Genomic DNA, 25,339 nt, shown 5'->3' on the forward strand with positions numbered 1-25,339 from the left:
GTGATTGCGTCCGCAAGACACACCTGACACCGTGACCCGATGCTGAATCAGGTGGCCGACGGTGTCTGGGTGCGTCAGAGCGAGTGGGTCTGGAGCAACACCACCGTCGTGGAAACGGACGACGGCCTCGTCCTCGTCGACCCCGGCATCCACGGCTTCGAACTCGAGCAGCTCGCCGACGACCTGGACCGGCTCGAGATCCCCGTCGTCGCCGGGTTCTCCACCCATCCGCACTGGGACCACCTGCTCTGGCACCCCCGCTTCGGCGACGTCCCCCGCTACGCCACCGCCGCCAACGCCCGCATCGCCGGCGAAGCCCGCGAACGTGCCCAGGCCATGGCGAAGGAAACCGCGCCGGACGTTCCGCTTGAACCGATCGCGCTGCTCACCCCGCTGCCCGGAGACCACGGTCCGATCCCCGGCGAAATCATCGAGCACGACGCCCACGCCGTGGGCCACGCCGCCCTGCTCCTCGCCGATCGGGGTGTCCTGGTCGCCGGTGACCTGCTCTCCGACGTCCTGGTCCCGCTCCTCGACCGCCGCCGTGACGAGCCACCCGGCTCCTACCGCAGCGTGCTCGATCGACTGGAGGCCCGGGACTTCGACGTCCTGATCCCCGGCCACGGCGCCGTGGCGCGGCACCGGGAGATCGCCGCCCGGTTCGCCGTCGACCGGGCCTACCTCGAAGCGCTCGAACGAGGCGAGGAACCCGACGACCGGCGCTGGGGGAAATAGCGCCGTTCGGGTGACCGTGGGCGAACTCGCGTATTCGGTGACGGCGGACACGTCTCCTCATAGTCGGCACCACAGAGGGGGATGACCACCATGCACACCGAACTGAATCGCCGGGCGATGGCGATGCTGCGGGCCGTCGGGGCCGGCCGGGCCGAACTCACCTGCAGCTGCGAACCCGACCTGCGGGTCGACGGCCTGCCGTGCTGCGACCAGGCCACCGCGCACCAGCTGGCGCGGGACGGCCTGATCCGGCCCGCGCGGGCCGTCGCCGTCGGGCAGTGGACGCGGGCCGAGCTCACCGCCGAGGGGCGGCAGGCGTTGGGCGGCGCCCTCGCCGCCGCGTGACGCAACCTTCCGGTCCGCTGGCGCGTGTACCCGGCAAACGCGAGGGGGAACGATGAAGATGGCCACCGCCCTGCTGGGCGCCTGCCTGCTGTTGACCGCCTGCGGGACCACACCGGCCGCGGCCCCGCCGCCCCGGATCCCGAGCCCGGTCCAGACCGTCACGTCCCAGCCGACGGCCGATCCGGCCGCCGTGCGCTGGATGGACGGGTTCTGCTCCGCCGTCCACGGCTACCGGGAGCGCACCAACCGCGAGGCCGGGCCCAGCCAGCCGTCACCCGGCTCGATCGCCGAGGCGCAGAAGGCGCTCAGCGCGGCGCTCGGCGGCATCGCGGCCCGCACCGGCGAAGCGGCCGACAAGCTCACCGCGCTGCCGCCGGCGCCGGTGCCGCTCGGTGACACCGTCCGCCAGGGCTTCGTCGCCAAGTTCGCGAAGGCCCGCGACCGCGCGACCGAGGCGAAGACGACGCTCGACCGCGCGAAGCGGGGCAACGAAGCGTCCCAGGTCCCGGCCGCCAAGGCCGTCGAACAGGCGCAGCTGGACGTCGACGGCACCTACGACCCGGTCGGCGCGGTGTCGGCATCGCCGGAGCTGATGCTCGCCGCCGCCACCGCGCCCGGCTGCAAGGCCTGAACCCTCACCTCCGCACGAGCGGGGCCTGCAGCGGCAGCGATCGCGACGAGCCGCCGACCGACACGGTGAACGCGCCACGCGCGGGCTGCCACGCGTGGCTCACCGTGTCCCAGACGGAGAACGCGCGCGCGTCCAGCCGGATCGTCACGCGCCGGGACTCCCCCGGCGCCAGCGAGACCCGCTCGAAGCCCTTGAGCTGGCGCGGCGGCTCGCCCGCCGCCGCCGGGAAGCCCAGGTACAGCTGGGCGACCTCGGCGCCCGCGCGGCGTCCGGTGTTCCGCACCGTAAACGTCGCCATGGCGCCGTCGCCGGCGGAGCGCACCGACAAGCCGGAATAGGCGAACGTCGTGTACGACAGGCCGTGGCCGAACGGGAACAGCGGGGCGCGGCCCTGCGCGTCGAACCACCGGTAGCCGACCTGCAGGCCCTCGGAGTACGTCGCGACGCCGCCGACGCCGGGGAACTGCGCCGGAGTGTTCGCCGGCGTGTCGGCCTCCGCGGCCGGGAAGGTGATCGGCAGCTTCGCCGACGGGTTGACGTCGCCGAAGAGCACACCCGCCACCGCCGCGCCGTCCTGTTGGCCGGGGTACCACGCCTGGAGGATCGCGGGAACGTGCGAAGCCCACGGCATGAGCACCGGGCCGCCGCTCTTCACCACGACGACCGTGTGCGGGTTGGCCTCGGCGACGGCGGCCACCAGGGCGTCCTGGTTGCCGTCCAGGGCCAGGCTCGGCCGGTCCTTGCCTTCGGCCTCGTTGTCCCCGACCATCACCACGCTGACCTCGGCGGTCCGGGCCAGCGCCGCCGCCCGCGCCACGTCGCTGCCGTCGTCGAGGGTCACCACCGCACCCGGGACGCGCTGCTGCAGGCCGGGCAGCGGGTCCACTGTGGACGTCGGGATGACGGCCGAGCTGCCCCCGCCGCCGGTCTTGGCCTTGGTGGCGAACGGCCCGATCAGCGCGATCGACTTCACCGAAGCGTCGAGCGGGAGCTGTGCGTGTTCGTCGCGCAGCAGCACCATGCCGCGTTCGGCGAACTCCTTCGCGGCGGCGTCGTGCTGCGCCGTCGGCAACGGCGAGGCGACCGGCGGGTGGTCGAACTGCCCGAAGGCGAACATCGTCCGGAACCGCGGCAGCAGCAGCTCGTCGACCCGCCGCTCGGTCACCTGCCCGGCCAGCACGGCCCGCTTCAGCTCGTCGCCGTACCAGGTGCCATCGATCATCTCCAGGTTCATGCCGGCGTTCGCCGAGCCGACGGTGCTGTGCGCGGCACCCCAGTCCGACTGGACGAACCCCTTGAACCCCCAGTCGTCGCGCAGCTTGCCCTGCAGCAGCTCCGGGTTCTCGCACATGAAGACGCCGTTGACCTTGGGGAAGGCGCACATCACCGAGCCCGCGCGGCCTTCGGTGACCGCCTGTTCGAAGTGCGGCAGGTAGATCTCGTTGAGCGTCCGCTCGTCGATGCGCTCGTCGACACCGTCGCGGTTCGTCTCCTGGTTGTTCGCCGCGTAGTGCTTGACCTCGGCGATCGTGCCGTTCTCCTGGATGCCGCGGATGTCGGCGGCGGCCAGCGCGCCGACGAGGAACGGGTCCTCCCCCATGCCTTCGAACGTCCGGCCGTTGCGCGGGACGCGGGCGATGTTGATGTCGGGCGCCTCGGAGACGTGGTGGGCGAGCGCGCGGGTTTCGCTGCCGATCAGCCGGCCGTAGCGGCGCGCGAGGCCGGTGTCGAACGTCGACGCCAGCGCCATGGTGGCCGGCAGCGCGGTGGCCGGTTTCTGCGGTTTGTCGTCGGCCGGGCCCATGCCCGCCGGGCCGTTGGCGATCCGGAAGCCCGGCACGCCCAGCCGCGGGATGGGCGGCACGAACCGCTGGTGCTCGGCGTCGGGCTGCAGGTGCAGCTGGGAGATCTTCTCGTCGAGGGTCATCGCCGCGACGAGCTCGGCGGCCCGGCGGTCGGGTGATTGGCGGGCGTCGCGCCAGGGTTGCGCCTGCGCGGCCGCCGGCGTCGTCAGCGACAACGCCAGGACCGCGGCGAGAACGAGCGGACCGGTGCGCATCGAGTCTCCCTCGCCGTCGAACGGGACCAACGGCGGCCAAGCTAACTCATACGTGACAAGGAAACATAGACTCGATTTCCGTTCACGTACTTGAACGGAAGATTGGACTCGACCATTTCCCCGGCTCAACCACGGCGGGGCGCACCACCGGACGGGGCCGAGCCCTGGTCAAGAAAGCCCTGATCGGCCTAACGGCGGCGACCACCGCGCCGGGGCGACCCTCCACAGAGGACGCCCGGCTCAGCGGGCCGCGGCCAGCCGCAGCGCCCGGTACACGAACTGCTGGTCGCCGAGGCGGTGGCGCAGGTCGCGCTCCAGCCCGGCGATCGGGTAGAGGTTCTGCGGCGCCCGCGAGTCCTTGTAGGCGACCGACGCGAACCGCCCCAGCACCGACTGGGTGACGTTCGCCAGCTCGGCGACCTGCTCGCGGCCGAGGTGCGGCGCGGCCTCGACCCGCACCACCCCCGACCACGGCGGCCCGCCGACCGACGGCAGCCGCAGGTACCACGAGTGCCGGACCCACGTGGTGCCCATCAGGAACACCGGCGTGCGCTGGTGCGCGCCGAGCCGCCCGACCAGCGCGTTGAGCTCGCCCGGCAGGTACGTCGTCTGGTGGCTCTTGATGAACCCGACGGTCCGGTCGAGGTGCGCGCGGCCGCGCAGCGGGCCGTCCACGACCAGCAGGTCTTCGCGCGCGTGGCCCGCCCGGCGCGCCTCGACCGCCGTCTGCTCCTCGACCAGCGCCAGCTGCTCCTGCAACGCCGAGGACAGCACCACCGGCAGCGGCTTGTCCTCCTTCGCCGCCGCCCGGTGCGCGGTGTAGATCCCGGCCGGGGTGGCGATGTCGTCCGCCTGCGGGGCGACCGTGAACAACCCGCGCCGGACGTCGGTGCCGACGACGTGCGCCTGTCCCTCGCAGCAGCACACGACCCCGGCCGCGTAGGACGCGCAGATCCCGATGGACGCCGAGTTCGTGCCGGCCGGGTCGTCGATCCAGACGCGCGCGTCGATCCGCCGGACGCCGTCGACGAACAGCACCGCCTCGGGCGGCGACACCGGCGACGGGTCGATCGGCGCCCACTCGGCCTCGGGGACCTCGACGTCGAGCTCGACCTCGGCCTGCGAGCGGCCGAGCTCCTCGGCCTCCATGGAGCTGCCGTAGCCCGGGTCCCAGGCGTCAATGCTGAAGTTCATCCCGGCCACCGGATTGAACTGGTGAACGCTCATGCGCCCTCCCTGGCGATGTGCGAGCCGGTGCCGTCCCGGGTGACCAGGAACCGCACCGGGACGCGCTCGGCGAGTGCCGGCACGTGCGTGATCACCCCGACCATCCGGGAGCCGGACGCGGCGAGGTTCTCCAAAGTGGACGCCACGACGTCGAGGGTGGCCTCGTCCAGCGTGCCGAAGCCCTCGTCGAGGAAGATCGACTCGAGCTTGGTCGCCCCCTCCGCCGCCATCGCCCCCAGCTGCGAAGACAGCGCGAGCGCCAAGGAGAGCGACGCTTGGAACGTCTCGCCGCCGGAGAGCGTCTTCACCGGGCGCCGGGCGTCGGCCTCGTTGTGGTCCACCACCAGGAAGTCGCCCTTGTCGTGGGTCAGCTCGAACTGCCCGCCGGACAGCTCCAGCAGCGACGCCGACGCCTCGGCGACCAGCGTGTCGAGCGCCCCGGCGATCAGCCAGCGCGGGAACTTGTCCGAGCGCAGCAGATCCGCGAGCAGCCGCGCGACCTGGGCGTCGGACTCCGCCGCCGCGATGTCCTCGTGCAGCCCCGCGACGCGCGCCACTCGCCGTTTCAGCTCCGTGTGGTCGCCTTCGGCGCGCGCCCGGGCGGCCGCGACGGCCACCGGGACGCGCTCGCGCACCGGGCCCTCCGGCACGGCCACGCCGAGCGCGGTGACGTCGTCGGCGACCGCGCGTTCGGCCGCCTGCAACGCTTCGGCCGTTTCCCCTTCGGCGGACGTCGCGACGGCCAAGCGCTCGCGGTGGTCCTTCGCCTGCCCGGCGGCCCAGTCCGTGAGCGCGGTCCAGGCGTCGAGGAGGCCTTCACCGTCGATCGGCGGGGCACCGAGGCCGACCAGCGGGTCGCGCGCGCGGGACAGCTTCTGCCGCTCGGCTTCCACCTGGGCACCGATGCCCGCCTGCGCTTCCGTGGCGCGCTTCGCGGCCACTCGCGCGGTCCGCAAGCCGGCGTCCGCCGTTTTCGCCGTCTGCTCGAGTTCCGCGACACGGGCGAGCTGCTCGGTGACGACCTCGGCGGACGGTGCGCCGTCGAGGGTCGCGGCCAGTTCCGCCCGCCGTTGCCGCGCGGCCGCCAGTCCGGTGCTCGCCGCCTGCTCGGCCAGGCCCGTGTCGACCGCCCGCGCGCGCCGCTGCTCGGCGTCCCGCTCGGCGGTCCGGAACTCCTCCGCCGCCACGAGGGCTTCCTTGCCGGCGGCTTCGGCGGCCGCTTCCGAAGCGGCCAGCGCGGTCTGCCGGTCTTCCAGCGCGGAAGCCGCCCACGTGGTGAGGCGCTGCCACCCCGCCGGGACGTCCTCGCCGTCGAGAGCCGGCGCGCCCAGCTCCACCAGGGGATCGCGGGCCGCTCGCAGGGCCTCGCCGGCCGCCGCGAACGACTTCGCCACGACTTCGGCCTCTTGCTGGGCCTTCGTGCGTTCGGCGCGCGCCGCGGCCAGTTCCGCGTCCGCGGTGCGCGCGGCTTCGGCGACGCGGGTCCGGCCGTCGATCGTCGCCGAGAGCCACTCACCCCGTTCGCGGACGGCGGCGACGAGATCCGTGTAGTCCTGCTCGGAGAAGGACGCCTCGACGGGCCGCAGCAGGGCTGCCGACTCCGGCGGGCCGTCGACCTCGGCGAGCACCGCGCGGAGCTCCTCCGCCTGCGCGGCCGCCGACGCGCGGGCGTCGGCGTCGCGGTCCACGGCGCGTTCCAGCTTGCGCACGCCCGATTCGGCCGACGCACGGCCGCGCTCGGCGTGTTCGAGGCGTTCGCGGGCCTCGGCGAGGTGGGCGTGGCCGCCGGCGTCCGGCAGGGCCGTGACTTCCTGCTCGCACACCGGGCACGGGTGCCCGACGGCGAGGCCGGCCCGCAGCACCAGCGCCTGGCCGGCCTGCTCGGCTTCGGCCAGCGCGGTCTTCGCCGCGGCGAGTTCGGTGTCGGCGGCGGCGAGGGCCGTGCGCGCCGCTGCCAGCTCGGCCCGGCGAGCGGCCTGCTCCGGCGCGGCCTTCCGTTGCGCCTCGCACAACGCATACAGCGTGCGGGCATCCGAGCGGGCCGCGGCGAGCGGCGCGACATCGGGCTGGGCGGCCAGCGCCGCCCGTGCCTCGGCGTCGGCGGCCTCCGCGGCCTGCAGACGCTCGTCGGCGGCCGCCATGCGCTTCGCCACCCGTGCCGATTCCGCCGACAGGTCGGCGAGATCCCCCGGTGGTCGCAGGCCGGTGAGCCGATCCCGGTCCTGCCGGGCGCGGGCGGCTTCGGCGGCGGTGTCCTCCGCCGCCCGCGCGGTCCGGTCCCGGTTCTCCCGGGCCGCGTCGAGGACGGACATCGCTTCGCTCGCTGCCGTGGCGGCAGCTTCCTTCGCCTGCTTCGCCGCTTCCGCCGCTTCACCGAGCCGTGGGAGGGCCTGCTCGAGGCCGGCGCGTTCGGTGTGCGCGGCGCGGATCCGTTCCAGTTCGCCACGCGCGGGCGCCGCGGCGAGGGCGGCCCGGGCGGTTTCGTCCGCCGTTTCGGCTGTCTCCAACGCGGTGCGGGCCTTCGCGACGGCATCGGCCGCCGCGCGACGCCGGGTTTCGAGGTCTTCGACACCGGCTGGGCGTTCTACAGCGTCGAGGATTTTCAGCTGCGCCGTAAGCGTGGCGACGCGTTGCCGGGCTTCTTCGTGCGCGCGGGTGGCGTCGTTCAACCCCGGCAGGGCCGCGTTCACCCGCGCGTCCAGCTCCGCCAGCGCGGTCATCCGCGCGGCCAGCTCGGCGACGGCTTCTTCGGTGGCGTCGGCGTAGCTGCCGAGCTGTTCGGTGAGGACGGCGGCGCGCTGCTTCTGCTGCTCCGCCGTCACGCCGGCCCGGCGGCCGATCCGCTCGTAGACCTCCAGGCCCAGCAGCTTGATGAGGATCTTCTGCCGGTCGGCGGCCTTCGCGTGCAGGAACTCGGCGAAGTCGCCCTGGGGCAGCGCCACGCAGGTGCAGAAGTGCTTGAACGTCAACCCGAGCAGGCGTTCGACCGCCGGGGTCACCTCGGAGTCCGCGGCGACCGGGTCCGCGTCGTCCTCCGGGCCGCCGAGCGCGGTCGGGTCGATCAGCCGTTCCAGGCGGACGTTCTTGACGCTGACCGTGGGTTTCTTGCCGCCGCTGCGCCGGACTTCCCGCACGACGTGGTAGCGCGCGCCGCCGGCGTCGAAGACCAGCCGCACGGTGGCGCGGTTGACCGTCGGGGCGAGCGCGGGCGCGACCAGGCCCTCGTGGTCCCAGCGGGCGACAGACCCGTACAGGGCGAAGGTGAGGGCGTCGATGACCGTGCTCTTGCCCGCGCCGGTCGGTCCGACGAGCGCGAAGTAATCGGTGTCTTCGAAGCCGATCTCGGTCTTCTCGCGGAAGGACGCGAAGCCGGTCATCTCCAGCAGCACTGGCCGCATGTCACACCCCGCTCGTCTCTTCGTCGTGCAGCCGCGCGAAAAGCGCCTGCACGCGCTTGTCTTCGATCGTGCGTTCGACGCAGTAGCTCGCGAACAGCTCTCCCGGTGAACGGTCCGCGACCGCGCGGTCGCCGTTCGACGCCGTCACCGGCGCGGCGAACTCCGGGTCGATGCGGATTTCCAGGGCGTTCGGCAGAGCTTCTTGAATCTCCTCGCGCAGCCCCGCCCTGGTCGCTTCGCGGATGTACACGCGGAGGTAGTCCTCGCCGAACTCCTCCGCCCGCGCGGTCAGCTCGGCCACCGCGCCGTGGACCGTCCGCAGCTTCCGGCCCGATTTCAGCGGGATGTCGGTGATCTTCGCCGGTGTCGTGGGAGTCACTTCCACCGACAGCACGACGCTGGTGTTGTCCTGCTCGCCGAAGTCGACCGCTAACGGCGAGCCGCTGTAGTGCACCGGGCACGCGGCGGGCAGCGACTGGCGCCGGTGCAGGTGGCCCAGCGCCACGTAGTGCGGATCGGCGCCGAACGCCGTGGCGGGCACGTGGTACTCGAAGATGGACTGCGCCGCGCGTTCCCCGCCGCCCATCGTCCCGCCGGTCACCGTCAGGTGCGCCATGACGAGGTTCACCGCGCCGGGCGTGAACCCGGACTTGAGGTGCTCCAGGATGTCCCGCACGCGCTGGTCGTACTGGCCGACGTTGTCCGCCGGGGGCCCGGCGAGCAGCTCGGCGGCGCGGACCGCGTAGCGCTGGGACAGGAAGGGCAGCACGGCGACGTTGACGCGCTCGCCCGTCGAACGCGCGTCGAACGAGAAGACGCCGCCGTCGTGGACCGGGCGCGGGTCGCCGGTGAGCTGGATGCCCGCGGCCTTCAGCAGTGGCCGGTACGCCTCGAACGTCGCGGCGTGGTCGTGGTTCCCGGCGATGGCGAGCACCTCGGCGCCGGTCTCGCGCAGCGCCATCAGCGCCCGCACCACGAGTTCCTGCGCGGCCGCCGACGGCGCCGACGTCTCGTAGAGGTCGCCCGCGACGAGGATCGCGTCGAACTGCTCCTCCCGCGCGATCCGGACGATCTCGCCGAGCACGGCCCGCTGCTCGTCGAGGCGGTTTCGCCCCTTGAGCGTCTTGCCGATGTGCCAGTCGGAGGTGTGCAGGAACTTCACACTTCGTCCTTCCGTTCGGGTGGTGGGCGGCGGCTCAGAACGGCGGCGGGTCGTCGCCGAAGGGGTCGCTGCCGCGCGAAGGGAGGCCCGCGAAGGGATCGGACTTCGACGCAGCCGGCCCCGCCGTGGTCGTGGGGATCGCCCCGGCCTCGGAAAGCCGCGTGGCCCAGGCGGGGAACGGGAAGCCGACGGCGATCGGCACCGGGATCTCCGGCTGGCTCACGAACATCGTGCCCGGCGTGGCGAGCGTGGCGCGGACCCGCTGGCTGGCCGGGAGGAAGCCGTACTCGGGCCGCGAGGCCTCGGCGGCGTCGAGGCGGCCGACGATGCGCACCGAGCTGTTGCTGACGATCCGGCGCTCGACCTCGCTGGCGGTCTGCTGCGCGCCGATCAGGATGACGCCGAGGGAGCGGCCGCGTTCGGCGATGTCCAGCAGCACCTCCTTGATCGGGCTGCTGCCTTCGCGCGGCGCGTACTTGTTCAGCTCGTCCAGCATGGTGAACAGCAGCCCGCCGGGGCCGGCCGCCTCCTTGCGCGCGGTCTCCGCCGCGAGCGTCACGCCGACGACGAACCGCTGCGCGCGCTCGACGAGGTTGTGGATGTCCACCACGGTCACCTGCTGGTTCTCCGTGGACAACCGGCGGGCGGGGTGGTCGGCGAGATCACCGCGGATGAGGCCGGAGAGGGCGCGCTGGCTCGAGCGCAGGCGGCGGATGAAGGCGTTGACCGTGCCCGCGCCGGTGACCGCACCCGCCCAGCTCGCGCGGGTTTCCTCGTCGGTGACGCGCTCGCAGACGACGTCGATGAGCTCGGCGTAGGTGCGGCACAGGACGCCGTCGACGTTCGCGGCGCCGTCCTTGCCCGCCGGCGTGCTGTCCAGCCGCAGGCGGTTCGCGACCTGGTGGATGACCATCGTGTACTGGTTGCGCTCGTCCTCGGCGTCGGCGAAGACGTACGGCAGCAGGTCCTGGCCGCAGAACTCCGCGATGGTCCACCAGAACGCGCCGACACCCGAGGTCCGGCCGGTCACGTAAGGCTTCCCCGTGGTGTCCGACGGGGTCGGCGGCGCGTAGAAGCCGACGGAGGCGAACGGCTCGGCGGGCAGGCCCAGCTTGAGGTACTCGTCGCGGAGCTTCTCGTCGAGGTGGACGTTCGGGGTGTCGAGGAACAGCAGGTCCTCGCCCTTGACCGAGAAAACGAGGGCCTTGGCGTTGTGGGCGTTCGGCAGGGCGCCGCCGCGGAAGATCGAGTGCAGCAGGAACAACGCGAACGACGTCTTCGTGGCCACGCCGGAGACGCCGCTGATGCTGACGTGCGCGCCGCGGGTGCCGTCGAGGAAGTCCATGTTGAGGTAGACGGGTTCGCCGTCCCGGCCCAGGCCGACCGCCACCTGGCGGGTCATGTTGTCGAAGTACAGCGCCTGCGCGCGATCCTCCCCCACGGCCCGCTCGACCCGGCTGCCCGGCTTGGGCGGCACGTAGCACTCGGGCTCGACGCGGGTGGTGGCGATCTCGGCGATCTCCTGCACCTGGGCGGGCAGGACCCCGTCGGAGATCAGGAAGACGTCGCTGCCGAAGCTCGCGCCTTCGTGCCGCGCGGTCACCTGCGTCACCACGCCGTAGGAGGTGACTTCGCCGAGCCCCGGCAGATCCCGCCGGGTCACGACGACGTCGTCGAGCTGCAGGTAGGCGTCCGGATCGATGGCCACGCAGAACTGCAGCGGCGTCGAGTCCTCGGTGCCCGCCACCCGTCCGACCACGGTGGTGCGCGTCTCCTGGTCCACGGTTCTCCCTGTCCGGCCGGGGTCTTCCTCCCGCGGCAGAGTAGCCCGCCGGTACGACAGTCCCGCGCCCAACACGGCGTTGCCGCGACGACGTCGGCGCAGGCCGAGACTGCGCCGAACGAGTGAGTTCACCCTTCGGGGAGGACCTTTCGCCCCCGGCGCGGGGACTCGCCGGGGGCGTACCGGTTGCGCCGCAACGCCGTGCCCGGGAGGTCGCGCCGGGCGGGTGCGGCGTTACGGGCTCCGCTTCCGCCTGACCCCACGGCGAAGCGCCGCCGGGAGGGCCTCCGGGGCGGGCCGCGAACCCCGGCCGTGGCGCGGGATCGGGCCCGGGTGGGCTCGGCCACACGCCGCGACACCCCGCTCGGGCGTGTCGCGGGAAAAGTTCTCCGGAAGGGCCTCGGGTCCTATATGGACGACCACTGTGGACGGCACCCGCACCGGGTTTTGCCTGCTCAGAGGCATGGTCGAAGTCCGGACGGCGCGCCGGGCGGCGTCCGGAGCAGGGCTCGGTGGCGGCGGAACCCGCCCCCGCACAAGGAAATATTTCGACCCCCGGTTGGATTTTGTGCGGTATTGGTAATACCGTGTGCAGTGTCGGCCGAGATGGGCCGTGACTAGTAGTTCCACTATGGAGGACTGGAATGACGAACAAGGCCCAGCTGATCGAGGCGCTGTCGGAGCGTCTGGGCGACAAGAAGGTGGCTTCGCAGGCCGTGGACGGTCTGGTGGACATCATCATCCGGACGGTCAACAAGGGCGAAAAGGTCAACATCACCGGCTTCGGGGTGTTCGAGAAGCGCGCTCGCGCCGCTCGCACCGCCCGCAACCCGCGCACCGGTGAGGCCGTCCGCGTCAAGAAGACCAACGTGCCCGCCTTCCGCGCCGGCACCACCTTCAAGGACGTCATCTCCGGCACCAAGAAGCTCCCGAAGGCGACCCCGGTCAAGCGCGCCACCGCCACGACGTCGACCCGCGCCACCGCCACCAAGACGGCGGCCGCGGCGGCTCCGGCCAAGGCCACCACCACCCGCACCACCCGCGCGGCGGCGGCCAAGCCGGCCACCACGCGCTCGACGACCACGCGGACCCGCGCCACCGCGGCGAAGCCGGCCGCCAAGGCCACCACCGCCACCAAGGCCGCCCCGAAGGCGGCCGCGGCGAAGACGACGGCGGCCAAGACCACCACGGCGAAGGCCACCACCACGCGGGCGAAGACCGCGGCCGCCAAGCCGGCCGCGACCAAGACCGCCGCCGCGAAGAAGCCGGCCGCCGCCAAGGCCCCGGCCAAGCGCACCTCCGCCGCCAAGAAGAAGTAACACCCCCGGCGACGATCGGAAGGGCCCCGCACCTGCCTGGTGCGGGGCCCTTCCGGCGTTTCGGGCAGGGGAAGGACGCGCCGCGGGCGGGGTGGCAGGGATCGCCTCCGGCTGGGCGGCAGGAAGCACCGCGCGCAGGAGCGGCAGGAATCGCTCAGGCAGGTGCAGGGACCGCCGCGAGCGGGGGCGACAGCAATCCCCCAGGCCGGGCGGCAGGGAACACCGCGCCCGTCAAGCTTCCCGGCGTCGCCCGCCACACCACCGGCGTTCCCGCCCCGGACCGGCGATCGGCTTGGCACGCAAACCGGCCTGAGATCCCACAGGGCCGGCCGGGCGCTCACCGCCGCCCCCGGAAGGCCGCCATCCGCCCCGATCCCCTCTGCGGCGGCTTGAACGCCGTCTGCCACGACCACGCCGCGCCGCCACCACACAGGACATCGGCTGCCGAACCACCCACCGCCCGATTCCCCGGGTGATTCCGCCCTCTCCCGGAACCGGTCCCGGTCACCCGCTCACCCGATCCCCCGCCGCCCGCCGAACAATTCACCGCCGCCACACGGTGGGGTGAACGCCCTTTCGGGCCCGGCGGTTGCCTTCGGGGCTTCGCGGGTAGCCGTCCAGGACGGAACGCAAACCGACGCGCGAGGAGTGGCGATGACGGAGAACGAAAACCGGCCCGAAGCGGACCTCGCCCACAGCCGGCAGCTCATCAAAGAGGCGAAAGAAGCCGCCGCGGAGGCGCACCTGGCCGATCCCGCCGAAGGGGCCGCCGACGAGGCGCTCGCCACGGATCCGCCCTACCACCACGGCGAGCAGGGCTCCACGCCCTCCGGAACCTAGATTCCCGGCGGCATTTCCGCCGGTATTGCCGCTTCCGCCGCCGTCGCCGGGCGAAAGCCACGACCGTCCGGAACGGCGGCGGCCGGTCCTATCAGGACCACCCCGGGCCGCCGCCGTTCCGGGTAACGGGCAGGAAATTGCCGAAGGTCTCCTCGGGTGGATACACTCCACCGAAGAACGCCGACCATTGTGCAACTTGTCACACGTCACGTTCCCCCGGACGCACATCCAGCTGAGGAGCATTCCCGTGGCCCAGAAAGTCCTCGTCGAGATCCTGGACGACATCGACGGCACCACCGCCGCCCAGACCGTTCAGTTCGGCCTCGACGGCGTCACCTACGAAATCGACCTTTCGGACGAGAACGCCTCCGCCCTGCGCGACGAACTGGCCCGCTACATCGCGGCCGGCCGGCGCATCGGCGGCCGCAAGGTCCGCGTCGCCACCGGGCAGTCGACCACGACCAGCACGACCGACCGCGAGCGCAACCAGCAGATCCGCGCCTGGGCCAACGCGAACGGCTACGAGGTCTCCGAGCGGGGCCGGCTGTCCTCCGAGGTGATCGCCGCCTACGAGCAGGCCCAGGTCGAAGAGGCCGAGGCGCCCGCCGCCCCGCCGCGCAAGCGGGCTCCGCGCAAGAAGGTCGCCGCCGCCAAGAAGTAACGCGGTGGCCGGGAGATCACTGGGGAGAGATCACCGCAGCGGCGGTGGCCGGGGCTGAACACCCCGCCACCGCCGTCGGCTTTTGCGGCACCGGACGTGGGAGGCGTCACACGGCCGCGTTGTCATGAATTGTCAGCGCCATTCCGCACGGCGTTTCGCAAAACCTCACCCGCGCAGCGCGGGCCCGATCCAGCGGCGGACCAGAGCCCGCAGCTCGTCATCGGTGAGCGGCCGCGCCGACGGGTACTGCAGGAACGACAGGAACAACCGCATCAGGACCTCGGCGAGGCCCTGGAGCTCCTCGTCGGTGGCGATCCCGGCGCCCGCCCAGTCCACCGGCAGGTTGCGGAGGATCCGCGCGCCGTACGAAAAGGCCAGCGGCGAGATGACGCCGTCGGTGAAGAAGTCCGCTTCGCCCGCCTGCAGGAGCAGGCCCATGTGGGGTTCCCCGGGCAGCGTCCGCACGGCGAACACCACCGATTCCACCGCGGCTTCGGCGGGCGTGCCGAACGCGGCCAGGTGCCGCTCCATCCGCCCGGCGAACTCCTCGACCCCGGCCAGCGCCACCGCGCGCAGGATGTCCTTCAGGCCCGGGAAGTAGCGGTAGACGGTCTGCCGGGTGACGCCCGCCTCGGCGGCGACGTCGGAGAGGCTCGTCTTGGCCAGGCCCGCCCGGTCGAGGCACGCCGTCGCCGCTTCGACGATGCGGCGGCGTGCCTCGTCTTCGGTGCCGGGCGGGTTGCCCTGCCATCCGTGGTGCCCCATACCGCCCATCTTCCCCGAGCGGACCGCTCAGCCCGGGACAGGGGCGCGGTCGCGCCGGTACAGCGCGGCCAGCAGCAGGCCGGCCCCGGCGAAACAGGCGAGCGCGTACGGCCCGCTGCCGACCGGGGTGCCCTCCGCGGTGACGCCGTCCTGCGCGGCCAGGTAAGCCGGAAGGGCGCCGAGCCAGAACACCGCCATCCCGCCCAGGTAAAGGGCGGGGTAGTAGCGCGTGAAAGCCGTCAGGGGCTCGCCCGGTTCCCCGGAACGCAGGTGCGCCACGACGATCCAGGTGCCCGCCAGCCACAGCAGGCCCAGTTCGACACCGAGGATCCAGGCCCGCGCGGTGATGTCGTCGCCGGCGAAGCCCGACGGGATCCCGGCGATCGCCATGGCCAGTGGGGTCAGGACGCCGGCCAGCAGGACGCGCGGGGTCAGCCGCCGCGGCGGGCCGGCCGTCAGCCGGACGACGAGGTAGGTCATGGCACCCATCGAAACGGAAGCGAACAGCAGCATGCTGTTCACCGGCACCGACGCCAGCGCCGGATGGTTGACGATCGTGTTGCCCGGGTTCCACGCCCACCACTTCAGCTGCGGGCCGAGGTGGTCGAAGACTTCGTAGAACACCTGGCAGACGAAGGCCACGGCCACCGAACCCCGCAGCGCACCGCGCCGGAAGAGCCCGAGCGAGCGCACGACCTCGTAGGCGAGCTGGCTGATCACGGGGTAGAACGCGACGATGTAGAGCGGCAGCCGGTCCCCCATGAACTGCACGGTGAAGAGGTTGTGGGCGAAGATGAAGCCGTACAGCCGGTCGAGCCCGAACCACTCCGGGAAGTACAGCGGCGGCTCGGTGACGAAGAGGTAGACCAGCGAAGCCCACCACAGCGCCAGGTTCACCGGATCGCCTTCGCGGCGGCGGCGGAGTGCGTGCACCAGCGCGAACACCGCGCCGCCGACGATCAGCACCTCCAGCAGCGGCATCGTCCAGTGGGCGAGCGCCCACGGCGCCCGGACCGAGACCACCGGCGCGACGTCGTGGCAGTCGAACCCGAGACCGCGGGTGACGGCTTCGGCGTCCGGCCCGCACGCCGTGCTCATCGCGCGGTCGCCGTCGCCGTCGAGTAGTCCGTGGCCGGCGGCTCCGCCTGGGGGTCGAACCCGAACGGGACCCGGTGGCGGCCCAGGGCGGCGCGGACGCGGTAGCGCACCAAGCCCGCGAGCACACGGGGGTTGCGCAGCATCTGCCCCAGCGACTCGTCCAGGTTGAACACCTTGGCGAAGTGCTCGTCGACCACCGGGTCCTCGCGCGCGGCGCCGACGACGAGGCTGAACGCCGGGGCCGACGCGGCCGCGACCAGGCGCCGCCGCCACTCCGGCAGCTGTTCGGTGCCCACCGCGCACGCGTAGCCCTGGTCGCGGGCCATGGCCAGGGTCCACGGCACGCGCAGCAATCCGCGCTGCGCGGCGAAGAAGCGCGCGGAGAACTTCGCGTCGAGCCGGTCCGCACGGGACAGGTGCTCGCGCAGCAGCAGGGCCGAAGCCGACGCGGAACTGATGCCCTGGGCGTAGAAGGGGTTGAACGCGCAGATCGAGTCGCCGACGAAGACGAGCCGCCGGGGCGGGGTGCGGAGGCGGTCGTAGCGGCGCCACTTGTTGCCGGTCGACCGGGTGAGGTGGACCGGCGAGGCGGGCGCGCACCGGTCCATGGCCTCGGCGAACAACGGCGTCCGCACGCGGCGCGCCGTCTCGACGAACGCGTCGGTGGTGCTGGGCATCTCCAGGCCCCACGACCCCATGCAGGCGATGACGCGGTTGCCCTCGATCGGGAAGAAGTTGACCAGGAACTCGTGCTCGGCGGGGTGCTCGCCCTTGTCCGGCGTCGGCATGATCACCAGGTGCCGCCACCACCAGGACGCGGGGCGTTCGGCAGGCAGGTCGTACCAGCGCGAGGTGTAGGTGACCTTGGCGTCCAGCGTCCGCACTTCCGGTTCGGGCCAGCCGGCCGCGGCCAGCCAGCCGGCGACCGGGGACCCGCGGCCCATGGCGTCGACGACGAAGTCGGCGTCGACGTGCTCCTCGCCGTCGAAGTCGACTCCGGTGATTTCCCCGTCCGCCGTGGTCAGGCCGCGCACGGAGACGCCTTCGCGGACCACGACGTTGGCCAGTTCCCGCACCTTGTCCCGCAGCACGCGCTCGATGAGGATCCGCGAGCCGTAGACCATCGTCATGGCGCTGCGCTTGCGCGCGGACCAGCCCGGTCCGTCGAGGTAGGCGGCGTCCATGGAGGGCATCAGCAGCAGCCCGCCCGCCGCGATGAGGTCGTCTTCGAACCCCGGGAACAGCGCGCCGATCGCGCGCCGTCCCGAGTTGAGCAGGAAGTGCGGGTGCTTGCTCTGCGGGACGCCGCGGCGGTGCTCGGCGCCGTCGGGCAGTTCGTCGCGTTCCAGCACCAGCACGCGGTCGAAGTGCGGGGCGAGCGCTCCGGCCGTGCACAGGCCGGCGGCGCTGCCACCGAGGACGACGGCGGTCTTGCCGAGCCGCATGCGGATCAACTCCCGTCAATCATACAAAGAGACACTGAATGTATGAATGACCGGTAGCGGGTGTCAAGCCCCCGGCTCGACCTCCACAGTGGACACTGCGGCGCGAGGCGGCCGGGGCTCGGCGACCGCGCGTAACGACCCCGGCGCCGATCACGACCCTTGATTGCCGGGGTGCTTCCGCCGGAGGCCCGGCACGCAGTTCGCCGTGGCTCCTCCCGGGGGCGGCGGGGGTGGAGGCACGACCATGCGAAGCCGCAACACCGCTGATTCGTTGCAAGTCCATGCCGTGGCCGGATCCTTCGTCGTGCTGTTCGGGATCGACCTGCCGAAGCGGTGCACGAAGAACCTCCTCGGGTTCGCCATCGAACGCACCGATCGCGCCAAGGACGAGCGCTACTGGCTGCGCGGCATGAAGGTGTTCGAGGAAACGTCTCGCGGGATCCCGCCGGGCACCTCGGTCAGCCTGCGCGAGCACCCGCTGCAGTCCTTCCAGTGGGCGACTACACCGTCGAGCCGGACCACGACTACACCTACCGCGTCGTCGCGCTCCACGGGAAACCCAAGAACCTGGTGGTACGCCGCGAGGTGACGGTGACCGTCCACACCGAACCCGTCGACACCGGCACCCACGCCGTCCACTTCAACCGCGGGGTCGCCGGCAGCCAGGCCTACGAACACCGGTTCGGGCGCCCGCCGCGCGACGGCGACCGCACCGATCCCGCCTACGACTGGCTGTCCCGCGGCCTCGAGGAGGCGCTGCTGGCCTTCATCGGTTCGGCCGGCGGGCCCGGGTACGCGCTGCGCGGCTCGGTCTATGAGTTCTCCTACCCGCCCGTCCTCGACGCCCTGAAGGCCGCCGCCGACCGCGGGGTGGACGTCAAGATCGTCTACGACCGCCGCGGCCGGGCCAGTACCGACCCCAAGCGCGCCCGGGTCTGGCAGCAGACGGAACCGGCCGTCGCCGCCTCCGGGCTGGAAGCCTGCATGATCCCCCGGGCGACCGACAACGCCATCTCGCACAACAAGTTCCTCGTCCTGCTGCACGACGGCGCACCGCAGGCCGTCTGGACCGGGTCGACCAACGTCACCTGGGGCGGCCTGTTCGGCCAGTCCAACGTCGGGCACCTCGTCCGCGACCCCGCGGTCGCCGCCCGGTACCTCGACTACTGGACCCGCCTGTCCGCCGACCCGGGCTACGCCGAAATCCGGCCCGCCAACACCAGCGCCACCCCCACGCCGGTCTCGCCGCCCGCCGGGATCTCCCCCGTGGTCAGCCCGAGGACCACCCTCGACCTGATCGACTGGTACGCCGGCGTCGCCGGGCGTGCCACGAAGTCGTTCTTCATGACCGCGGCGTTCGGCGTGCACGACAAGATCGCCGAGGCCATCGCCGCCGAGTCCGACGTGCTGCGCTACCTCGTCCTCGAAGAACCGCCGGACAGCGGTGACGTCGAGTTCACCCGCGACAACGACGTGAAGGTCGCCGTCGGGTCGCTGCTGAGCACCGACATCCTCGACCGCTGGACCAAGGAACAGCTGACCGGCCTGAACTTCCACGTCCGCTACACCCACACGAAGTTCATGCTCGTCGACCCGCTCGGCGACGACCCCCTGGTGATCACCGGTTCGGGCAACTTCAGCGACGCCTCGGTGCACGAGAACGACGAGAACATGCTGATCATCCGCGGCGACACCCGCGTCGCCGACTGCTACCTCGGCGAGTTCATGCGCCTCTTCACGCACTTCTACTTCCGCTACCTCCGCCAGAAGCTCCGCAACGACCCGCGAGACGTCGCCTACCTCGCCCCCGACGACAGCTGGGTCCCCCGCTACTACGACCGCACCACCCCCAGCTACCGGCAACGGCTGCTGTTCCGCTGACCGGAGGAGAGAACCCATGCCACTGGCCGACTACGGCGTCCTCATCGGCACGCTGATCTCGTTCACCCGCGAAGACCCGAACGACTTCGGGTCCTGGTACCACGGCAAGCTGACCGTCCAAGCGCCGCTGGGCCGGTACGAATGCGCGGTCGACGTGTCCACCCCCAGCGGCGTTCCGGTGCAGTACCGCGAAGTCCGCAACCTCGACACCGCGCTGTTCGCCACCGTCTCCGGCCTCGGGCTCGGCTGGCACCGCCTGAACCGCGACGCCACCTCCGGCGCGCTGGACTACCTGCGCTCGCCGCTGCTGCGCGGCCGGGGCTGCCTCACGCTGGTCGCCAGTCCGCTGGCCACCGCGGTCAACGCGATCCTGCGCTCCCCCCGGTTCGGCTGGGTGGAGAGCACCGCGGACAACGCGCTGAACCTGCTCGAACAACGCCTGTCCGGCTGCCGCCGGGTCTACGTGTTCGGTGCGCCCTACAGCCACGGCCTCGGCGTCCACGACATCCACTACAACCAGGGCGACCCGCCCGGTCGGTTCCAGCACCTCGACGGCACCTGGCAGGACGGCGCCACGATCATCGAATCGCCGAACGGCGAGCTCACCGCGTTCCTGACCAAGTTCAAGCCCCAGGTCCTCGAGACCGACGACAACGGCTTGCCGAGGTGACCGCCGCGCCCGCGGAAGCGCTTCCGCGGCGCGGGCACCAAAAAACCCGCCTGACTCGGTCAGACGGGCTTGGTTACTGCTGGTACCCCCGATGGGATTCGAACCCACGCTACCGGCGTGAGAGGCCGGCGTCCTAGGCCGCTAGACGACGGGGGCTTAGGATCTTCCCTGGTTTCCCAGAGGCTTTTCTGTTTTTCTTGCTGGAGAGAACCTACCAGAAGCGATTTCCCGCTTCGCAGGGGGGTCACTCTCCGCAGCTGGGGTACCAGGACTCGAACCTAGACTAACTGGACCAGAACCAGTCGTGCTGCCAATTACACCATACCCCAGTGAGGTACCGCTCCGGCTGGCCGGTTCAGCACCGCACGAGGAGAAATACTAGAGCACGCCGTTCCGGACCGTGAACGCGGGGGTGCCACTGCTGCGCTGGGCCGGGACGCCGATCGTCGCGTACTCCGAAACCAGCAGCTCAGGCAGCTCGGCGAGGCCCGCCACCGTGTGGACGCCGTCCGGGGCGCGCTCGCCGATGCGGTCGCGGTCGAGCCAGACCGCGCCCAGCCCCGCGTCGCGGGCGCCGATCGCGTCGGTGTCCAGCTTGTCCCCCACGTGGACCGCCTGGGCCGGCGCGCAGCCCAGGCCGAGGCACACCGTGTGGAACATCACCGGGTCGGGCTTGGCCACGCCGAGCTCGCCGGCGATGGCGACGTGGTCGAAAAACGGCGACAGCCCCAGGTCCGCGATCTTCTTCCGCTGGTGGACGCCCGAGGCGTTCGTCACCGCCGCCAGCATCAGGCCGGCCGCGCGCAGCCACTCCAGGCAGTCGAGGACGTCGTCGAACAGCTGCCAGGAGTGGTCGAGCAGTTCTCTTCGGCGACGCTCGAAGGAGCTCACCTGCTCGGCGTCGGCGCAGATGCCGATTTCGGCGAGGAAGCAGTCGGTGCGGCGCTGGTGCATCGTCGCGTAGTCCAGCTCGCCCGCCACGACGAGGGCGACGTGCTCTTCGGTGATGACGTCCCACAGCGGCCACAGGTCACCCCGGCCGGTGAGGATGTGGAGGCTCCGGCGGATCGCGGCCGTGCAGTCGATGAGGGTGTCGTCGATGTCCAGGCACACCAGCCGGAGCTCGGGCGGAGCCCAGGGCTCGGGCGCCGCCGCGGCGGGCGGGGCGGTTCGCGAAGGGGTCCGGGGTGCCAGGGCGAAATCCACCCAGTGAGGCTAGGGCAACCGCCGCGTTCGCGACGCTGCCAAAGAGGTGATTGCCGCTCCCCTGTTCCGGCGCACCGGCTCTACTCCCAGTTGGCGTACCGTCCCCAATCGGTTACCGGCCACGCGTGCCGCGGATGTCTTCTCCCCCGCTGCGGAAATCGATTCCTCAGCGAAACCCGTTGCCCTGCTTGGGAATCCGCTCTGTCCAAACGGGCATCTCCGCATCCCGCCGCCGGCGCCGCGCGAAGCCGGAACACCGTCACCTGACTGTCGCGTTTGGACGGTTTTCGGCAACCACCGCGCGCCGACGCGACCGTCGCCCGATCAGCGTATCTCCGGTCACACCCCTTGACGCCGGTGCCGGGCGGGTGCATCCTCAAGTTATTCAACAAGCGATGAATAAGGGAGATGGTCGAGATGACCGAGCGCACGACCTGCGTCGTCATCGGTGGCGGGCCGGCCGGGATGGTCACGGGGTTGCTGCTGGCCCGGGCCGGCGTCGAGGTGACGGTGCTGGAGAAGCACGCCGATTTCCTGCGGGACTTCCGCGGGGACACGGTCCACCCGTCGACGCTGACGCTGCTCGACGAACTGGGTCTCGGCGAGAAGTTCCACGCGCTGCCGCACAGCGAACTGCGCTCGGCCGGGTTCCCGCAGGAGAACGGCGACCTGATGAAGCTCGCCGACTTCGCCCGGCTGAAGGTGGCGCACCCGTATATCGCGATGGTCCCGCAGTGGGACTTCCTCGACCTGCTCGCCGAAAGCGCGCGCAAGGAGCCGACGTTCGTCCAGCGGATGGAGACCGAGTGCACCGGCTTGGTCCGCGAGCACGGCCGGGTCGCCGGCATCACCTACCGCACGAGCGCCGGTGAGACCGGCGAAATCCGCGCCGACCTGGTGATCGCCGCCGACGGCCGCTGGTCGTTGGCCCGCCGCGAGGCCGGCCTGGTGCCGCGGGAGTACGACTGCCCGTTCGACGTCTGGTGGTTCCGGCTCTCGCGCGGCGAAGCCGAGGAAGGCGGCATGCTGCTGCCGAAGATGCGCGACCGCCGGTTCGCGGTGCCGCTTCCCCGGCCGGACTTCTACCAGGTCGCCTACCTGGCGCCGAAGGGCGAGGACCTGCGCGCCAAGGGCATCGAGGCGTTCCGCGAGAACGTGACGCGGATCTGCCCCGAGTTCACCGACCGGGTGCACGAGCTGGCGACGATGGACGACGTCAAGTTCCTCGACGTGCGGCTCAACCTGCTGCGCCGGTGGCACGTCGACGGGCTGCTGTGCATCGGCGACGCGGCGCACGCGATGTCGCCGATCGGCGGCGTGGGCATCAACCTGGCGGTGCAGGACGCGGTCGCGGCGGCCACGCTGCTGGCCGAGCCGCTGCGCCGGGGCCGTCCGACGGAGGCCGAGCTGGCGAAGGTGCGCATCCGGCGGCTCGCGCCGACGCTGCTCGTGCAGGGGCTGCAGCGCCTGATGCACCGGACCGTGGTGCGCGGGGTGATGAACGGCAGGCGCAACGGCCCGCCGGAGCCGATGGTCAAGCTGTTCGCGCGGTTCCCGCGGCTTTCGTACTTCCCGGCCCGGCTCCTCGGCCTCGGGCTGCGACCGGAGCACGCTCCGGCGTTCGCCCGGCGGCCGATGGAGCCGGTGAGCCGGGGTTAGACGTCCTCGACCGGGTTGGTCAGGGTGCCGATGCCTTCGATGGTGATCGAGACGCTCTGGCCGCCCTCGATCGGGCCGACGCCCTCGGGGGTGCCGGTGAGGATGATGTCGCCGGGCAGGAGCGTCATGATGCCGGAGACGAACTCGACCAGCTCGGGGATCTTGTGGACGAGGTCGGAAGTACGGCCGTCCTGCTTGAGCTCGCCGTCGACCTCGGCCCGCAGCGACAGGTCGGAGGCGTCGATCGAGGTCTCGATCCACGGGCCGATCGGGCAGAAGGTGTCGAAGCCCTTGGCGCGGCCCCACTGGCCGTCGGCCTTCTGGAGGTCGCGGGCGCTGACGTCGTTGGCGATCGTGTAGCCGAGGATGGCGCTCGCGGCGCGGGCGGCCGGCACGTTCTTCACCGGCTGCCCGATGACGATGGCCAGCTCGCCCTCGAAGTCGACGCGGCCGATGCCCGACGGGCGTCGGATGGCCGCGTGGGGCCCGATAACCGTGGTCGACGGCTTGAGGAACAGCATCGGGTCGGCCGGCACCTCGTTGCCGAACTCGGCCGCGTGCTTGGCGTAGTTGCGGCCGACGGCGATCACCTTCGACGGCAGGATCGGCGCGAGCAGCCGGACGTCGGCCAGCGGCCACCGCTTGCCGGTGAAGTTCGGCTGGCCGAAGGGGTGTTCGGCGATTTCGAGGACCTGGGCGTCGTCGCCGTCGCCTTCGATCGAGGCGAACGCGACACCACCGGGATGAGCAATTCGGGCTAGGCGCACGCAGCCAGTCTACGTGCGCCCGGCCCGCGCCCTCAGGCCACGGTGGTGCTCTTGTGCACCAGCGCGTCGCACAGGGCCAGCCAGCTGGCCTCGACGATGTTGCCGTGCACGCCGACGGTGGTCCACTCGCGTTCGCCGTCGGTGCTCTCGACCAGCACGCGCGTCACCGCGTCGGTGCCGGGGTGGCCCTGGAGGATGCGCACCTTGTAGTCGGCCAGCTCCACACTGTCCAACCAGGACAGGTGCGGGGACAGCGCCTTCCGCAGGGCGGCGTCGAGGGCGTGCACCGGCCCGATGCCCTCGGCGGTGGCGATGACGCGCTCGCCGCCGACGTGCACCTTGACCGTCGCCTCGGCCACGACTTCGCCGTCCGCGCGGTGGTCGAGCACCACGCGGTAGGACTCGAGCTCGAACGGCGCTTCGACGGGGACGTCGGCTTCCTGCCGCAGCAGGAGTTCCAGGGAGGCGTCGGCGGCCTCGAAGGACCAGCCTTCGGCCTCGAGGCGCTTGACCTTCGCGATGGCGCTCGTCAGCGCTTCGGGCCGGCCGGCAAGGTCGACCCCGAGCTCACGTCCCTTGAGCTCGAGGCTGGCCCTGCCGGCCATCTCGGTGACCAGTACCCGCATGTCGTTGCCGACGGAAGACGGATCGATGTGGTTGTACAGCAACGGATCCACCTTGATCGCGCTCGCGTGCAGTCCCGCCTTGTGGGCGAAGGCCGACGCCCCTACGTAGGCCTGGTGGGTGTAGGGGGCGAGGTTGGCGATTTCGGCAAGGGCATGGGAGACCCGGGTGAGCTCGGCGGCGCCTCCGGTCGGGAGGACGTCGAGGCCGAGCTTGGTCACCAGGTTTCCCGTCACGGCGAAGAGGTCGGCGTTGCCGGCCCGCTCCCCGTAACCGTTGGCGGTGCACTGGACGTGCGTCACGCCGGCCTGCACCGCGGCGACGGAGTTCGCCACGGCGCAGGAAGTGTCGTCCTGACAGTGGATGCCGAGCCGGAACCCGGTCTTTTCCTTGATGTCCCGCACGGTCTCGGCGAGCCCGAGCGGAAGCTGCCCGCCGTTGGTGTCACAGAGCACGAGCACATCGGCCCCCGCGTGGGCGGCGGCGTCGAGGACCCGGAGCGAGGTCTCGGGGGAATGCGCGTAGCCGTCGAAGAAGTGTTCGGCGTCGAGGAAGACCCGGCGGCCCTCGCCGGTGAGGAACTCGACGGTGTCCTTGACCATGGCGCAGGCCTCGTCGACGTCGACGCGGAGGGCGCGTTCGATGTGCCTGAGGTCGGACTTGGCGACGAGCGTGACAACCGGCGCTTCGCTGTCGAGCAGGGCCCGCACCTGCGGATCGGCGTCGGCGGTGGTGCCGGCCTTCCGCGTCGCGCCGAACGCGACGAGAGCGGCGTGACGGAGCTTCAGCTCGCCTTTCGCGGCGCGGGCGAAGAATTCGGTGTCCTTGGGGAGCGCCCCGGGCCAGCCACCCTCGATGAACCCGACCCCGAGCTCGTCCAGCAGCCGCGCGACGGCGAGCTTGTCCTGGACGGAGTAGGAGATGCCCTCTCGCTGCGCACCGTCGCGCAGGGTGGTGTCGTAGAGGTGGAAGGCATCGCCGAGCGGGGTATCGGCGGGCTCCTTGCGGGTCACGGTCTTCTCCTAGCTTTACTGGCGTTCCTGGCGTTTCAAGGCAACAAAAAA

General features: G+C 71.8%; 21 protein-coding genes and 2 tRNA genes. 10 read left to right on the forward strand and 13 right to left on the reverse strand.

Annotated features, from left to right (window positions below; all coding sequences use genetic code 11):
* Window positions 1–39 precede the first annotated feature (39 nt).
* The 3 genes from ACWEGE_RS23230 to ACWEGE_RS23240 all read left to right on the forward strand — a co-directional run bounded on the left by ACWEGE_RS23230 (window position 40) and on the right by ACWEGE_RS23240 (window position 1,711).
* Window positions 40–735 (forward strand): MBL fold metallo-hydrolase, encoded by a 696-nt coding sequence (locus ACWEGE_RS23230; RefSeq protein ID WP_449662534.1) that lies wholly within the window; start codon window positions 40–42, stop codon window positions 733–735.
* Window positions 736–825: 90 nt separating this feature from the next.
* The gene (locus tag ACWEGE_RS23235) at window positions 826–1,080 is read left to right on the forward strand and encodes a hypothetical protein (RefSeq protein WP_449662535.1); all 255 of its coding nucleotides are present in this window, start codon (window positions 826–828) and stop codon (window positions 1,078–1,080) included.
* Between the two features lie 52 nt (window positions 1,081–1,132).
* On the forward strand, window positions 1,133–1,711 hold the full coding sequence (locus tag ACWEGE_RS23240) for a hypothetical protein (RefSeq protein WP_449662536.1): 579 nt from the start codon (window positions 1,133–1,135) through the stop codon (window positions 1,709–1,711).
* Between the two features lie 4 nt (window positions 1,712–1,715).
* Here the strand turns inward: ACWEGE_RS23240 and ACWEGE_RS23245 are convergent, their stop codons facing one another.
* From ACWEGE_RS23245 to ACWEGE_RS23265, 5 genes are all read right to left on the reverse strand, one after another.
* Window positions 1,716–3,770 carry a glycoside hydrolase family 3 C-terminal domain-containing protein gene (locus tag ACWEGE_RS23245; protein WP_449662537.1) on the reverse strand — a complete coding sequence of 685 codons (2,055 nt, stop codon included), beginning with the start codon at window positions 3,768–3,770 and terminating at the stop codon, window positions 1,716–1,718.
* Between the two features lie 240 nt (window positions 3,771–4,010).
* Entirely contained in the window at window positions 4,011–4,997 is a 987-nt protein-coding gene (locus tag ACWEGE_RS23250) for a hypothetical protein (RefSeq protein ID WP_449662538.1), read from the reverse strand.
* Window positions 4,994–8,395: an AAA family ATPase gene (locus tag ACWEGE_RS23255; protein ID WP_449662539.1), complete on the reverse strand. Its 3,402-nt coding sequence runs from the start codon at window positions 8,393–8,395 to the stop codon at window positions 4,994–4,996. Before ACWEGE_RS23255 ends, ACWEGE_RS23250 begins: the two co-directional genes overlap by 4 nt.
* Window position 8,396: 1 nt before the next feature.
* Window positions 8,397–9,557: an exonuclease SbcCD subunit D gene (locus ACWEGE_RS23260; protein ID WP_449662540.1), complete on the reverse strand. Its 1,161-nt coding sequence runs from the start codon at window positions 9,555–9,557 to the stop codon at window positions 8,397–8,399.
* 34 nt (window positions 9,558–9,591) lie between these two features.
* Window positions 9,592–11,340 carry an ATP-binding protein gene (locus tag ACWEGE_RS23265; protein WP_449662541.1) on the reverse strand — a complete coding sequence of 583 codons (1,749 nt, stop codon included), beginning with the start codon at window positions 11,338–11,340 and terminating at the stop codon, window positions 9,592–9,594.
* 644 nt (window positions 11,341–11,984) lie between these two features.
* On the opposite strand from ACWEGE_RS23265, the gene ACWEGE_RS23270 reads away from it, so the two are divergent.
* The 3 genes from ACWEGE_RS23270 (at window position 11,985) to ACWEGE_RS23280 (ending at window position 14,160) form a co-directional block, all read left to right on the forward strand.
* Window positions 11,985–12,659 (forward strand): HU family DNA-binding protein, encoded by a 675-nt coding sequence (locus ACWEGE_RS23270; protein WP_449662542.1) that lies wholly within the window; start codon window positions 11,985–11,987, stop codon window positions 12,657–12,659.
* Window positions 12,660–13,313: 654 nt separating this feature from the next.
* Window positions 13,314–13,499 (forward strand): hypothetical protein, encoded by a 186-nt coding sequence (locus tag ACWEGE_RS23275; protein WP_449662543.1) that lies wholly within the window; start codon window positions 13,314–13,316, stop codon window positions 13,497–13,499.
* A gap of 247 nt (window positions 13,500–13,746) precedes the next feature.
* Window positions 13,747–14,160 (forward strand): histone-like nucleoid-structuring protein Lsr2, encoded by a 414-nt coding sequence (locus ACWEGE_RS23280; protein ID WP_449662544.1) that lies wholly within the window; start codon window positions 13,747–13,749, stop codon window positions 14,158–14,160.
* 165 nt (window positions 14,161–14,325) lie between these two features.
* Here ACWEGE_RS23280 and ACWEGE_RS23285 read toward each other — a convergent pair whose 3' ends face one another.
* The 3 genes from ACWEGE_RS23285 to ACWEGE_RS23295 are packed head-to-tail and all read right to left on the reverse strand — an operon-like array spanning window position 14,326 to window position 17,468.
* The gene (locus tag ACWEGE_RS23285; protein WP_449662545.1) at window positions 14,326–14,925 is read right to left on the reverse strand and encodes a TetR/AcrR family transcriptional regulator; all 600 of its coding nucleotides are present in this window, start codon (window positions 14,923–14,925) and stop codon (window positions 14,326–14,328) included.
* 27 nt (window positions 14,926–14,952) lie between these two features.
* Entirely contained in the window at window positions 14,953–16,023 is a 1,071-nt protein-coding gene (locus ACWEGE_RS23290; RefSeq protein ID WP_449662546.1) for a hypothetical protein, read from the reverse strand.
* Window positions 16,020–17,468, reverse strand: coding sequence for an FAD-dependent oxidoreductase (locus ACWEGE_RS23295; protein WP_449662718.1), 1,449 nt, complete (start codon window positions 17,466–17,468; stop codon window positions 16,020–16,022). The genes ACWEGE_RS23290 and ACWEGE_RS23295 overlap by 4 nt, the downstream gene beginning before the upstream one ends.
* Before the next feature lie 244 nt (window positions 17,469–17,712).
* On the opposite strand from ACWEGE_RS23295, the gene ACWEGE_RS23300 reads away from it, so the two are divergent.
* The 3 genes from ACWEGE_RS23300 to ACWEGE_RS23310 are packed head-to-tail and all read left to right on the forward strand — an operon-like array spanning window position 17,713 to window position 20,019.
* Entirely contained in the window at window positions 17,713–18,057 is a 345-nt protein-coding gene (locus ACWEGE_RS23300; protein ID WP_449662547.1) for a hypothetical protein, read from the forward strand.
* The gene (locus tag ACWEGE_RS23305) at window positions 17,961–19,349 is read left to right on the forward strand and encodes a phospholipase D-like domain-containing protein (RefSeq protein ID WP_449662548.1); all 1,389 of its coding nucleotides are present in this window, start codon (window positions 17,961–17,963) and stop codon (window positions 19,347–19,349) included. The genes ACWEGE_RS23300 and ACWEGE_RS23305 overlap by 97 nt, the downstream gene beginning before the upstream one ends.
* 16 nt (window positions 19,350–19,365) lie before the next feature.
* A complete protein-coding gene (locus tag ACWEGE_RS23310) occupies window positions 19,366–20,019 on the forward strand; it encodes a DUF2278 family protein (RefSeq protein WP_449662549.1) in 654 nt (217 codons plus the stop codon).
* An 80-nt stretch (window positions 20,020–20,099) separates the two neighbouring features.
* Here the strand turns inward: ACWEGE_RS23310 and ACWEGE_RS23315 are convergent.
* The 3 genes from ACWEGE_RS23315 to ACWEGE_RS23325 form a co-directional block, all read right to left on the reverse strand.
* Window positions 20,100–20,175 (reverse strand) — tRNA-Glu (locus tag ACWEGE_RS23315).
* A 101-nt stretch (window positions 20,176–20,276) separates the two neighbouring features.
* Window positions 20,277–20,348: transfer RNA gene (locus ACWEGE_RS23320), tRNA-Gln, on the reverse strand.
* A 49-nt stretch (window positions 20,349–20,397) separates the two neighbouring features.
* Window positions 20,398–21,132, reverse strand: coding sequence for an HAD family hydrolase (locus ACWEGE_RS23325; protein ID WP_449662719.1), 735 nt, complete (start codon window positions 21,130–21,132; stop codon window positions 20,398–20,400).
* A gap of 501 nt (window positions 21,133–21,633) precedes the next feature.
* Here ACWEGE_RS23325 and ACWEGE_RS23330 point away from each other — a divergent pair.
* Window positions 21,634–22,884, forward strand: a complete 1,251-nt coding sequence (locus ACWEGE_RS23330; protein WP_449662550.1) for an FAD-dependent oxidoreductase — start codon at window positions 21,634–21,636, stop codon at window positions 22,882–22,884.
* Here ACWEGE_RS23330 and ACWEGE_RS23335 read toward each other — a convergent pair.
* Both ACWEGE_RS23335 and cimA read right to left on the reverse strand, forming a co-directional pair.
* The gene (locus ACWEGE_RS23335; RefSeq protein WP_449662551.1) at window positions 22,881–23,651 is read right to left on the reverse strand and encodes a fumarylacetoacetate hydrolase family protein; all 771 of its coding nucleotides are present in this window, start codon (window positions 23,649–23,651) and stop codon (window positions 22,881–22,883) included. The genes ACWEGE_RS23330 and ACWEGE_RS23335 overlap by 4 nt on opposite strands.
* Before the next feature lie 32 nt (window positions 23,652–23,683).
* Window positions 23,684–25,288 carry a citramalate synthase gene (cimA, locus tag ACWEGE_RS23340; protein ID WP_449662552.1) on the reverse strand — a complete coding sequence of 535 codons (1,605 nt, stop codon included), beginning with the start codon at window positions 25,286–25,288 and terminating at the stop codon, window positions 23,684–23,686.
* Between the last annotated feature and the right edge of the window lie 51 nt (window positions 25,289–25,339).

The sequence above is a fragment of the Amycolatopsis sp. NPDC004747 genome, assembly GCF_053601335.1.